Here is a 13,264-nt window from a genome sequence, read left to right as displayed (position 1 = left end):
CAAAAATACATTTTATATCCGCTTACATCACTGGTTGTTACGGCATAAAGCCTACTTGGAATAACGGTCTGAAATCGCCGATAACAAGGGAAAATATCCTACAAACATCGCAAACTGAGAGGGGCTTACGCCAGTATTAAATGTTACATGGACTACCTGTTTACTTTTGAGAAATACCCTGAATTACGGATAGAAAAAACGACAAATCGATTAGAGGGCTTATTCCAAGACTTAAAGCAAAAATTATCGGTACATAATGGGTTGAATAGGCGAAATAAAATTATGTTTATTCAGGATTTTTTGAATATAAGGAGTTGATTTTGGCAACGAAATCACCAAAACCAACCTTTTTGTCCAATAGAGCATAGTGTCTAAAAAATTACCAACCTTTTTGTCTACTATGCCTCAATAAATACGCCCGCAACCGCGCAAAATCATTCTCCATTTCATCAGACAACAGCGGCAGTTTGTTGTGTTTATCCAAGGCTTGCGGCAACGGCAGATCCAATTTTAGAATGCGATCCACGCTCTCTTTGAATTTCGCCGGGTGGGCGGTGCAAAGGAAAATCCCGGTTTCATCGGCTTGTAAATCCGCAGTTAGGGTATCATAAGCAATTGCGCCGTGCGGTTCGCATAAATAACCTTTGGCTTTCATGGCTTGAAGTGCGGTTTCGGTTTCCACATCGCTGCGTGCGTAGGCATGCAGTTCGCTTAAATGCCAGTGATTGCGTTTAAAGATTTCCTCCACCCGTGGCCAGTTGTTCGGGCGGCTCACGTCCATCGCATTGGATAAGGTTGCCACGGTGGCATGCGGCTGCCATTCTCCGCTTTGCAAATAGCGCGGCACGGTGTCGTTGGCGTTGGTTGAGGCGATAAACCGTTTAATCGGCAAGCCTAACCACTTGGCGATCAAGCCTGCGGTTAAGTTACCAAAATTGCCGCTCGGCACGGACACCACCACATTGCTGCGTTTTTCTTGCGGCAGTTGCGCCACCGCTTCAAAGTAATAACACACTTGCGCCAGTAAGCGGCTGATATTAATCGAATTTGCGGAATTTAAACCAATCGCTTCGCGCAATTCTTGATCGTCAAACGCCTTTTTGACTAACGCTTGGCAATCGTCAAAATCGCCGTTGATCGCCACGGTGCGGATATTGCCGCCCAAGGTGCAAAACAGTTTTTCTTGCAACGGGCTGATTTTGCCTTTTGGATAGAGAATTACCACTTCAATATTATCTAACCCATGAAACGCGTGCGCCACGGCTGCACCGGTATCGCCTGAGGTGGCGGTTAAAATGGTGATTTTGCCCTCGCCACGAATCGCCGCCAGTGTGCGCGCCATAAAACGTCCGCCGAAATCTTTAAAGGCTAAGGTCGGACCGTGGAACAGTTCCAAGGCATAGATATTTTCCGCCACTTTTACCAATGGCGCCGGGAATGTGAACGCGTCGCTGATGATTTGGTTCAAGACCGCACTTGGCAGTTCGGCACCGATCAGTGCCGATAAAATCGCTTGGCTGCGCTCGACCAGCGGCAGATCCAGCAAGGCTTCGACATTGTCTAATTGCGGAATCACCTCAGGGAAAAACAACCCTTGGTTTTTGCCTAGCCCTTGGCGCACCGCTTGTGCGAAACCGACTTGTTCTTCCGGGTGCTTGATATTGTATAAATTCATTAAAAAATCCTTTGATTATGATTTGCTGTTCACTGATTAAACCTAGCCAACGTAGCGGCGCATTATATATCCGCCCGCACCGCACTTTATGTTTTTCCTTTGTTGATAAATGCTTATACCGCACTTCGTAAACAGGCGGATATATAATCCGCCCCTTGTATATAAAATCTGCTATACCAAAGTAGTGAAATCGCTCTAGTCTAACAGCCTTGCGCCTTGATTATCAACCTGACAAACGTGGACAAAGCCTTCGTTATTTTGTAAGTAATTGTTTTCCAAATAGGTTGAAACTTTGCCGGCGGTGGTTAAATCCGGCGCAATCGCAAAAATGGTCGGGCCCGAACCGGAAATGCCGGTTGCCAATGCGCCCAGATCGCGGCAGCCTTGTTTCACGTTATCGTAATTCGGCAATAACTGCTCGCGATACGGCTCGGCGATCACGTCTTTCATCATCAACGCGGCAAGACTTTCCTGCTGGGTGTGGCAAGCATGCACGAAACTGCCCAAATAACGCCCGTGATCGATCACGTCTTGACGGCTGTAACTTTTCGGCAAAATCGCGCGCGCTTCCGCAGTGGATACTTCGATCCCCGGATAAGCCAGCACCCAATACCATTGGTCAAAAAACGGCAAGGTTTGACTGATATTGCCCAATGACTGCACCATCAGTTGCACGCCGCCCAAAAAGCACGGCGCAACGTTGTCATAGTGAATCGAACCGGAAATCCGCCCTTCCAGTTCGCCCATCATTTCCAACAATTCCATTTTGGAAAACGGCTCTTGGTGAAATTTATTCAACGCCACCAATGCCGCCACGATCGAACAGGCACTTGAGCCTAAACCCGAGCCGATCGGCATATTTTTTTCCAGCGTTAAACGCAGCGACCGCACTTTTCTGTTGCGCAGTTTCAAGCGTTCGCTGAACAATACATAGGCTTGATAGACGATATTTTTTTGCGGCTCTTTCGGCAGCTTACGTACGAAATAACCGGCGCTTTCCAATTCAAACCCGCTGGCTATCGCCTCAATTTGCACCACGTCGCCCAATAACGAGCCGTCAATCGGCGAAATCGCCGCGCCTAAGGTATCAAAGCCGACGCTGACATTGGCACTCGACGCCGGGGCATATACTCTCAACAATTCCTGCGTCATTAGTTGCCGCCTCCGTTTTGTAAGGTACGCAGAATATCGGCAAAGATCCCTGCCGCGGTCACATCGTTACCTGCGCCGTAACCGCGCAACAACAACGGAATCGGGTTGTAATAACGGGTGTAAAACGCTAGCGCATTCTCGCCGTTTTTTACTTTGTACAACGGATTATCCCCGTCCACCGCGGTAATTGAGACTTTACATTTGCCGTTGTCTAAGCGCCCGACATAGCGCAACACTTGCCCATTTGCCGCCGCTTCGGCAACCCGTTGCGCAAATTCTGCGTCCAGTTCTGGCAACTGCGCCATAAACTCCGCGACGTTTTTGCCGTCGGCAAAGCCTTTGGGCAACACGCCTTCCACTTCGACATCGTCCAGTTCCAGCATTAAACCGTTTTCACGGGCGATAATCAACAACTTACGCGCCACATCGCTGCCCGACAGATCATCACGCGGATCAGGCTCGGTGAAGCCTTTTTCTTTGGCAAGTGCGGTCGCTTGCGACAGGCTCAAGCCTTCCTCTAATTTACCAAAAATAAATGACAGCGAGCCGGACAAAATGCCGTCAAATTGCAGCACTTCGTCCCCCGCCGCCAGCAATTTTTGCAGATTATCAATCACCGGCAAACCGGCGCCGACATTGGTGTCGTACATAAATTTGCGCTGATTCTGCGCCGCCACCGCTCTGAGGCGCAGGTAGTAATCCACATCGGAGGTGTTGGCTTTTTTGTTCGGCGTCACCACATGGAAACCGGCCCTCAAATAACTGACATATTGATTGGCAATCTCTTGGCTAGAGGTGCAATCCACCAGCACCGGATTGACGATATTGTTATCCTGTACAAATTTCACCAAACGCTCAACCGAATATTCGCCGTCGGCTTGTGCCTGTTGTTCACGCCAGTTTGTTAAATCCAACGGCTGTTCGCTTAATAATAAATGTTTCGAGTTCGCCAAGGCATACACTCGGATCGCAATATTTTTCTTTTCCAGATACTCGGTTTGGCGCTGGATTTGATCGACCAACTCGCCGCCTACGCCGCCTGTGCCGACCACAAACACGTCAACCACTTGATGATGGGTGAACAGCGCGCGGTGGGTCGCTTTCACCGCTTGCACCGATTTGTTTTGCGGCACAACGGTCGAAATCGAGCGTTCGGAAGAGCCTTGCGCAATCGCCACAATATTGATATTGGCTTTGGCAAGTGCGGTAAAGAAACGCGCCGCCACGCCTTTGGCTTTCTTCATGCCGTCACCGACCACGGAGACAATCGACAGATTATCGGTGACTTCCAACGGTTCTAACTGTTTATGTTCCAATTCATAGGCGAATTCTTGCTCAAGTGCGGTTTTCGCCACTGCCACCGATTTGCCCGGCACGCAGAAACTAATGCTGTATTCGGACGAGGATTGGGTGATCAAAATCACCGAAATGCCGGCGTTCGACATGGTCGAGAACACCCGTGCCGCCATGCCGACCATGCCCTGCATACCCGGCCCTGAAATATTGAACATACTGACGTTGTCCAGATTGGTGATCCCTTTCACCTGCAAACTGTCGGATTTTACGTCATTGTTGATGTATGTACCCGGTGCGTCCGGATTGGCGGTATTTTTAATCACGCACGGAATACTGCAACGCACCAAAGGTCCGATTGTGCGCGGGTGGATCACTTTCGCACCGAAATAAGAAAGCTCCATTGCTTCTTGATAAGACAGGCTGTCTAACAGGCGTGCGTCGTGCACCAAGCGCGGATCGCAGGTGTAAACGCCATCTACGTCGGTCCAAATTTCGCAATAATCGGCATCTAAACACGCCGCCAGCACCGCCGCGGAATAATCCGAACCGTTGCGCCCCAACAGCACCAATTCGCCTTGCTCGTTACCGGCGGTGAAACCTGCCATTAACACGATATGCTGTTTCGGAATCGAAGCGGCGTCAACGCGCGGCTTGGATTTGCTGATACTGACCGACGACTCCAAATAAGTGCCTTTCGCCACCAGTTTTTCCACCGGATCGATTTGCGTGACTTGATAGCCTTTAGCCTCGAACCACGCTTTCATCATCGCAATCGAGAGTTTTTCACCACGGCATAAAATGGTGGCATTAATGCTGTCAGGGCAGCGTTTGTTGCGCTGAATATCGGTTAATATGGTTTTCAGTTGTGTGAATTCGTTATCAATAACGTGCAGAAGAGCGATTTTGTCGAGTTTGGGATTGGCGAGGTAAAGACCGTCAATAATGCGATAGAAAATTTGCAGGGCTTCGTTAAAATCATGTTCAAAGGCTTCTCCGGCAACCGCTTTTTCCACCAACGCCACCAGATAATTGGTGATTTTCGCCGGTGCGGACAGCACGCCCGCCGCCTGATCCTTTAAATGCGCCTGTTCGATCAGCCCGGCAGCCTGTAAAAAGCGTTCCGGATTCGCCAACGACGTTCCCCCAAATTTAAGCACTCGCATAATCTTCTCCTGGTTTTCTAATATGTTGATTTTAAATATTTTTCTTAAATACTAAAAAACCCGCACTTGCCGGTGCGGGTTCTCTTGATTTCGTTATGCAACACTAACCCGCCACGTACTTGCGCATGGTAATAATCATGGTGGTCATAGTGATAGTGTTGTTTTGCATAATTTGGTTAATTTTTCAAAAAAATTGATGTGATAGAAATACAGAATTTCGTTTGGGTTGTCAATGAAAAGTTTGAAATAGATACAAATAAATCATCAACGCTTTTTTAGACAGCCTCCCGATTCCACGCTAAAATAACCGCACTTGATGATTTTTAACCTAAGCACTACAATCCATGTCAATTCAACAAAACCTTTCCGCTATTCGTCAGCAAATCGCTGATTGTTGCCAACAAGCAAACCGCACTTTAGGCAGTGTAAACTTATTGGCGGTCAGTAAAACCAAATCCATTGCCGCAATTGAAGAGGCGATTCAAGCCGGACAACGTGCGTTCGGGGAAAATTATGTGCAAGAGGGCGTTGAAAAAATACAGCATTTTCAAGCACAAGGCGTTCAGTTGGAATGGCATTTTATCGGTCCGTTGCAATCGAATAAAAGCCGTTTAGTGGCGGAACATTTTGCTTGGATTGAAACCGTAGATCGTGTGAAAATCGCCGAACGCCTCAGCCAACAACGCCCGACCGCACTTGTGCCGTTGAATGTGTTGATTCAAATTAATATCAGCGATGAAAGCTCAAAATCAGGCATTGCGCCGAGCGAGTTACTGCCGCTTGCCACACAAATCGCCGCGCTGCCAAATTTGCGCTTGCGCGGCTTAATGGCAATTCCGCAAGACAGCGATGATCCGACGGTGCAGCAACAGGCGTTCAGCCGAATGCAGCAGTTGTTTAATCAGCTCCGACTTGCCCTGCCGCAGCAGCAAATCGACACCTTATCACTCGGTATGAGCGGCGATATGGCGATGGCAATCCAATGCGGCTCAACCCAAGTGCGGATCGGCACGGCAATTTTCGGCGCAAGAAATTAAAACGCCGCGCCGATTCGTACTATACTCCGCCTCTTTTTTCCATTTATTGATAGGGTCTGTTTATGTTTGGCTACGATCCAACAATTATTACATTTACCATTTATATTTTTGGTATGCTGCTGATTGGCGTGTTGGCATACCGTTACACCAATAATTTATCCGATTATATTCTCGGCGGGCGCAGCTTGGGCGGTTTTGTGACCGGGATGTCTGCCGGCGCGTCGGATATGTCCGGCTGGTTGTTGATGGGCTTGCCCGGTGCGATCTACGCCGCGGGGTTGGTCGAAGGCTGGATTGCAATCGGCTTGACGGTTGGCGCATGGCTGAACTGGTATTTGGTCGCCGGGCGGCTGCGCGTATTCACCGAAACCCACGCCAACGCCCTGACCTTACCGGAATATTTCCAAGCCCGTTTCGGCGCAAAACACAACATGCTGAAAATTGTCGCTGCCAGTGTGATTCTGTTTTTCTTCACCATTTACTGCTCGGCGGGGGTGGTTGCCGGGGCGCGTCTGTTTGAAAATCTATTCGGCACGCCCTACCAAACCGCACTTTGGTATGGCGCACTTGCCACCATTATTTATACCTTTATCGGTGGCTTTCTCGCAGTCAGTTGGACCGACACCGTGCAAGCGGGCTTAATGGTTCTCGCCTTGATTATCACCCCTGTGATGGCGCTGTTTGCCATTGGCGGCATTGATGATCTGCCTGTCGTGTTAGAAGCCGCCGGCAAGGATTTGGGCAAAAACTTCACCGATATGTGGACGGGCACATCATTGATTGGCTTATTGAGTCTATCCGCATGGGGCTTGGGCTATTTCGGGCAACCGCATATTTTGGCGCGTTTTATGGCGGCGGAAAATGTACGCTCACTCACCAGTGCGCGCCGTATCGGCATGTCATGGATGATTTTCTGCTTACTCGGCGCAGTGGCGGTCGGCTTTTTCGGTATCGCCTATTTCTACGCTAATCCGCAACTGGCAAGTGCGGTCAATAGCAACCGCGAACAGATTTTTATCGAACTGGCACGCCACCTGTTTAACCCGTGGATCGCCGGCGTTTTGTTATCGGCGATTTTAGCCGCGGTGATGAGTACCTTAAGTTGCCAATTATTGATCTCCTCCAGCGCAATCACCGAAGATTTTTACCGTGGTTTTATCAAACCGAATGCCAGTGATAAAGAACTGGTTTGGCTCGGGCGCGTAATGGTGTTGCTGATCGCCGTGATCGCAATTGCGATCGCACAAAATCCGGAAAGCCAGGTTTTGAAACTGGTCGAACACGCTTGGGCAGGTTTCGGCAGCTCGTTTGGACCCTTAGTACTGTTTTCGTTATTCTGGAAACGCACCAATTCCAACGGTGCAATGGCAGGTATGCTGACCGGCGCATTAGTGGTGACTTTTTGGAAGCAACTGTTACCAAACAGCGGCATTTACGAAATGATCCCGGGTTTCTTATTGTCGTCAGTTGCGATTGTCGTGGTCTCGCTGCTTAGCGGGAAACCGGAAACCGAGGTCGTGAAAGGTTTCGAACAAGCAACGGCGCAATATAAAGCGGGCTTATAATTCCAAGTGCCCCTCCCGCCGCCCTTCGGGCATATCCTGCCGCAAGGGAGGGAGGAAATTTACATTTTTTATTACGTTATGCCACCCTTTTCGGCGGTACGGGTGCTAACATTCGCTTATGGTGCGAGCGGTTATGCCAAAAATCAATTTGGCGTTGCGCCTGTTCCGACACGGTTTCGCCGCGCAGGAAAGCATCAATTTCCGCATAACTCACGCCCATTTCATCTTCGTCGGTCTGCCCTTGCCACAACCCCGCACTTGGCGCTTTATCCAACACCGCTTGCGGTACATTCAACAACCGTCCTAAGGCAAAGACTTGTTCTTTGCGCAACTGCACCAACGGCACAACATCAACGCCGCCGTCGCCGTATTTGGTGAAATAACCGGTGTGCCATTCCGCCGCATTATCCGTACCGACCACAATCGCCTGCTGATTTTGCGCCGCTGCGTATAACATCGTCATGCGCAAACGTGCCTGCACATTGCCGGCGATCACGTGTTGCCGTTCGGCTTGTTCGCGAAACAGAGGCTGCGCACTGTGCATAAAAGTGCGGTAGGTGTCGATAATCGGTATTTCCAACACTGCGCAACCGGCACTTTCTGCCACCGCGTAGGCATCTTGAATATCTTGTGGCGAGGTGGTTTCCGACGGCAAAATCAAGCCCTGCACCGGTGCGCCGGTTTTCATCAGCAGATTGACCACCACCGCAGAATCAATGCCGCCGCTAATGCCGATCACATAACCTTTTGCGCCGTAAAATTGGCGTTGCTGTTCCAGCCATTCCACCAGATAATCAACATATTGTTGCAAATCCATCTTAGCTCTCCCGTGTTGCGACATACGCTACCGCCTGCAAACGCGGATTAAAGCTGTAACGGCGACCTTGTTTCGCTTGCTCCACACCGTTTAACCTCACGCAATCGCCGGTAAAGCCAATATTCACTTTCAATAAGTTAGAACCCACACCGTAGGAATCCACCGGCGTATCCAATTGCTCAAACAACTTGATTTTTGCCGAATCAAAACCACCACTAACAATGATTTTAACGTGCTCAAAGCCTTCCGCATCTAAATGGCGGCGCAGCAGTTTAATTAAACGCGGATTGGTGCCACGCAAATCATAACGTCCGAATTCATGCTGATTTTTCAGAAAATATTGATCAACCATATTAGCGGAGGTGTCCACCCGCACACCGTATAATTTATTGCCGAAATGGCGTGCGACCTTGAGCGAATCCTCAATCACATCATTATTATAATCCACCAATGCGACCAAATTATCATGCGGGAAAGTGGCTAAATAGGCTTCACAGGCTTGGATCAAATCACCGTTGAACAATTGGATTAAGGCGTGCGGCATGGTGCCCACACCTTCCGTGCCCCACCATTCGTTCATCGCATAGGTCGCCTGCGCACTCATGCCGCCGATATATGCCGCATAGCCGTCACCCGCCTGTTGCGAATAGTGATCATCGCGGTCGCCCATAAAAATCACCTGTTTCTCGCCTGCCGCCTGCACCACATTATACACATGGGTTGCCACCGAGGTGCGCCTCGCCAAAATGCCATCGATAATCCCTTCCAAATAACCGAAATCTTCGTAATAACCTTCGATCATTAGCACGGTCTCAAACGGCGAAATTTTATCACCGTCATTTAACGCCCAAATCTTCAGATTTTGCGGATTGGCGGCAAAGGTATGCAACAATGCGATCGCTTCGTCCATACCACACACTACCGCTTCGTTTTTTTGGAAAAATTGCATGGTAACCGTCTGTTTAGGAATACGATTTGCTACAATTTTAGTGGTTTTCAAAAAATAAACCGCCGAAAACCAACCTTCTTTGATCCGTTGATCAAACTTAAAAGTGCGGTTTGTCAGCCTTGCCAGCTTGCCTGCTTGTTTTAATTCAAATTCTTTTTCACACATCGTCTTGGTTCACCTTTCACAAAATAAAAAGTATATGCTACAAAAAATGGATTATAGATAATTTGAACTTTTTTTATGTATTAGGCAAGCGTTATTTTAAGAAAATGTGAGATCAGCGCGCAAATTAAGCCCGTGAAACGAAAAATAAATACATTGAAAGTGCTAAAATACTTTTTAATAGGAGGATTTAAATCAGAAAGAATACTATATATAAGATGATGGTGCGGAAGGGGGGACTTGAACCCCCACACCCGTTAAGGCTCTAAGACCTGAACCTAGCGCGTCTACCAATTTCGCCACTTCCGCAACTGTTTGAATACCCTATTTGATGGCTGGGGTACTAGGATTCGAACCTAGGAATGCTGAGATCAAAACCCAGTGCCTTACCGCTTGGCGATACCCCAAAATAAGAAATTCAATTAAATCAGAATAGATAAGTCGATGGCTGGGGTACTAGGATTCGAACCTAGGAATGCTGAGATCAAAACCCAGTGCCTTACCGCTTGGCGATACCCCAATCTATGACATTGCAAAGCTGATGAATGGTGCGGGAAGAGGGACTTGAACCCACACACCTCGCGGCGCCAGAACCTAAATCTGGTGCGTCTACCAATTTCGCCATTCCCGCGCGAAAATATGGTGGCTATGACGGGATTCGAACCTGTGACCCCAACATTATGAGTGTTGTGCTCTAACCAACTGAGCTACATAGCCATTCATTTATTTTCTGCGTTCACCTCATCGGTTTTGCGAGGTGCATTATGCTAATATCAGCCCTACTCGTCAACCGTTTTTTATGAAAAAAACGCTTTTTTTATCTATTCGGACACAGATTGACCAGTTTAATCGCTTGCCGCACAATTTACAACCAAAAATATTCAACCGATGCCGTCCGGCATTTGCGTCCGCGATTATTCTTCCAATAATTGCACCAATAATTCGCCGTTCCACAGCGCTCGTTTAATCAAGGCAAATGCGCCGATAATATCGTCATCGGGCAGTTCCGAAGCCTCAAGTGCGGTACTTTTCACAAAATCGGACAACGCCATTGACTGTAGTGTCTTTTCAATAGCCGGAAACAAGACTTTCTGCGCTTGTGCGATTTTGCCGGATAAAATAATTTTTTCCGGATTAAGCACATTGACACACATCGCCAAAACCTGCCCGATATGCCTTCCGAGTTGCTGAAACAATTCGACTAATAATGGATCACCTTGATTCACCGCCTCGCAAATTGTCTCCAAGTCACATTGTTCCACACTGAGCAAGCGGCTTTTATGCCCTTGCCGTAACAACTGTTTGACCCGCTCCTCAATCGCCTGCTGACTGACTAACGTTTCCAAGCAGCCGAAATTACCGCACTTACAAGGTTTCCCCAGCGGATCGACTTGCGTGTGTCCAATTTCGCCCACATTATTTTTACTGCCGCTAAATAACGCTTTATTTAAGATGATTCCGGCGGCAACACCGCGGTGAATCCGCAATAAAATGGAATCGCTACAGGTTTTGGTTTTGCCAAAATAAGATTCCGCCAACGCCAAAGCCCGCACATCATGCCCGATAAATACCGGCAGATGAATGATTTGTCGAATCTTTTCCGCTAATTTCCACGGTTTTTTCAGATTAAATTGCGGCATAAAATCAATGGTGTTTGTTTTTTGATCGACAAAACCGGGAACGGTAATACCGCAAGCGATAACTTGATGAGATGATTTGGTCAATTCCATCACTGCCCGTTGAATCAACTCCAGCAACCTTTGTTCTAGCTGTGTGACCGATTGTTTGGTTTTGAGTTGATATTTTTGTTTGAACAACACCTCGGTCGCCAGATTCATCGCGGCAACGGTGACGCTGGTTCGCCCCAAACGGATTAAAATCGTGACAAAATTTTTCCGTTCCGCGACAATCGAAATCGCCCGCCGCCCGCCGGTGGACTCTTGCTGCTCGACTTCTTTAATCAGCCCGAAACGCAATAGATTACGGGTGATTTTGGTTACGCTCGCCGCCGCCAAACCGCTCATTTCCGACACTTGAATCCGGGAAATCGGTCCGAATTGGTCAATCAAACGGTATACCAACGCACCATTGGCTTGTTTGACGAAATCGACATTAACGATTTGTATCTGGTTGTTCATTCTTATCCTTGGCTTCTCTTTTTTATGATTTATAAACACACACTGTAAAATATTTACACTTTTCTGGCAACGCCAAAAAAAGTGCGGTACACCATGCACCGCACTTGATTTGATTCGAAGCGAAAAGCTTAATGCCTAAGCCACTGACTACGCATAGTGGTGCAATACACCGTTAACCGCTGTCGCACTCACCTTAAAGCGGTGATCGAATACGGTCAGGTTCGCCACTTTTCCGGCTTCAATTGAACCCAAAGTGCGGTCAACCCCAATCGCGCGGGCGGGATAGAGTGAACACATTCTCAATGCGTCCGGCAACTCGATACCGACTTGTTCCACCAAGTTTTGCACCGATTCAATCATCGTAATCGCCGAACCGCCGAGACTGCCGGTTTTTTCGTCGTAACATTTGCCGTCTTTCACAATCACTTTGGTGCCGACAAAATCAAACCAGTCGATATCGGCTCCGGCAGCGGCGGTTGCGTCGGTCACCACCACCAGTTTTTCGCCTTTCAATTTCTTGGCAAAACGGATATTCGACCAAGTGACGTGCAAACCGTCCACAATAATGCCGCTATAAATATCCGAATCCAACACTGCGCCGACCACACCCATGTCACGCCCGGAACTGATCGGCGACATCGCATTATGCAAATGGGTGGCAAAACCGATTCCGTCGCTAATCCGTTGTTTGGCAACATCATAGCTGGCATTGGAATGCCCGATCGACACTAAAATACCGCTCTCGGTAAACCGCTTCACATAATTGCCGGCTTCATTTTCCGCTGCGATTGTCAATTTGGTGATCACATCGCCGTTAGCGCATAAAAACTCGACCATTTCCGGCGAAATTTGGCGGATATATTGCGGACGGTGTACGCCTTTTTTCTCAAGGCTGAGATATGGTCCTTCCAAATGCAGCCCCAACGCTTGATTGGCGTTATTCGGATCTTGCAAATATTCCCGCATAACCGCTACCGCACTTTTCATGCCTTCGTCCGGCGCTGTGATAAAGGTCGGCAAATAGCTGGTACAGCCGTAGCGCATGTTGGTTTGTTGCATGGTATGCAGGGTTTCAAGCGTGGTATCAAGGTTAAACATCACCCCGCCCGCGCCGTTCAATTGAAGATCGATAAACCCCGCAGTTAAATTTTTCCCAGCCAAATCAACACGTTCAATATCAGCCGTAAGATCTTGTTCCGGCAATAGTGCTTCAATAATGCCTTCATTAACGATGACCGCGTGCTGATACAACACCTTATCGGCGGTATAAACCACGCCGTTGGTTAACGCATAACGCATAACCTTACCTC

9 protein-coding genes and 5 tRNA genes are annotated in these 13,264 nt (G+C 48.3%); 2 read left to right on the top strand and 12 right to left on the bottom strand.

Annotation, left to right across the window (positions count from 1 at the left end; translation table 11 throughout):
• Positions 1-379: 379 nt before the first annotated feature.
• The 3 genes from thrC to thrA form a co-directional block, all read right to left on the bottom strand.
• Positions 380-1,675 carry a threonine synthase gene (gene thrC, locus ACWA50_RS07565; RefSeq protein ID WP_431051268.1) on the bottom strand — a complete coding sequence of 432 codons (1,296 nt, stop codon included), beginning with the start codon at positions 1,673-1,675 and terminating at the stop codon, positions 380-382.
• 195 nt (positions 1,676-1,870) lie between these two features.
• Entirely contained in the window at positions 1,871-2,815 is a 945-nt protein-coding gene (gene thrB, locus ACWA50_RS07560; RefSeq protein WP_431054316.1) for a homoserine kinase, read from the bottom strand.
• Positions 2,816-2,826: 11 nt separating this feature from the next.
• Entirely contained in the window at positions 2,827-5,286 is a 2,460-nt protein-coding gene (thrA, locus tag ACWA50_RS07555) for a bifunctional aspartate kinase/homoserine dehydrogenase I (RefSeq protein ID WP_431051266.1), read from the bottom strand.
• A gap of 344 nt (positions 5,287-5,630) precedes the next feature.
• Between thrA and ACWA50_RS07550 the strand changes: the two genes are divergently transcribed.
• Complete coding sequence (locus tag ACWA50_RS07550; RefSeq protein ID WP_431051264.1) at positions 5,631-6,323, top strand: YggS family pyridoxal phosphate-dependent enzyme; 693 nt, start codon at positions 5,631-5,633, stop codon at positions 6,321-6,323.
• 62 nt (positions 6,324-6,385) lie between these two features.
• Positions 6,386-7,888, top strand: coding sequence for a sodium/proline symporter PutP (gene putP, locus ACWA50_RS07545; protein ID WP_431051262.1), 1,503 nt, complete (start codon positions 6,386-6,388; stop codon positions 7,886-7,888).
• A 76-nt stretch (positions 7,889-7,964) separates the two neighbouring features.
• Here putP and nadE read toward each other — a convergent pair whose 3' ends face one another.
• The 9 genes from nadE to nagA all read right to left on the bottom strand — a co-directional run bounded on the left by nadE (position 7,965) and on the right by nagA (position 13,253).
• Positions 7,965-8,705 carry an NAD(+) synthase gene (gene nadE, locus ACWA50_RS07540; RefSeq protein WP_431051260.1) on the bottom strand — a complete coding sequence of 247 codons (741 nt, stop codon included), beginning with the start codon at positions 8,703-8,705 and terminating at the stop codon, positions 7,965-7,967.
• Between the two features lies 1 nt (position 8,706).
• Positions 8,707-9,819 (bottom strand): nicotinate phosphoribosyltransferase, encoded by a 1,113-nt coding sequence (locus tag ACWA50_RS07535; RefSeq protein ID WP_431051258.1) that lies wholly within the window; start codon positions 9,817-9,819, stop codon positions 8,707-8,709.
• Positions 9,820-10,038: 219 nt separating this feature from the next.
• Positions 10,039-10,125 (bottom strand) — tRNA-Leu (locus ACWA50_RS07530).
• Between the two features lie 23 nt (positions 10,126-10,148).
• Positions 10,149-10,223, bottom strand: a tRNA-Gln gene (locus ACWA50_RS07525).
• 38 nt (positions 10,224-10,261) lie between these two features.
• Positions 10,262-10,336, bottom strand: a tRNA-Gln gene (locus ACWA50_RS07520).
• Between the two features lie 26 nt (positions 10,337-10,362).
• Positions 10,363-10,447 (bottom strand) — tRNA-Leu (locus tag ACWA50_RS07515).
• A gap of 9 nt (positions 10,448-10,456) precedes the next feature.
• Positions 10,457-10,533 (bottom strand) — tRNA-Met (locus ACWA50_RS07510).
• Between the two features lie 197 nt (positions 10,534-10,730).
• A complete protein-coding gene (locus ACWA50_RS07505) occupies positions 10,731-11,954 on the bottom strand; it encodes an ROK family protein (protein ID WP_431051256.1) in 1,224 nt (407 codons plus the stop codon).
• A gap of 147 nt (positions 11,955-12,101) precedes the next feature.
• Positions 12,102-13,253: an N-acetylglucosamine-6-phosphate deacetylase gene (nagA, locus tag ACWA50_RS07500; protein WP_431051254.1), complete on the bottom strand. Its 1,152-nt coding sequence runs from the start codon at positions 13,251-13,253 to the stop codon at positions 12,102-12,104.
• Positions 13,254-13,264: the final 11 nt, after the last annotated feature.

Source organism: Testudinibacter sp. P17/SS/0325 (assembly GCF_053570765.1).
Note: the sequence above shows the minus strand (reverse complement) of the source record. Positions and strands in the feature narration are given on the sequence as shown.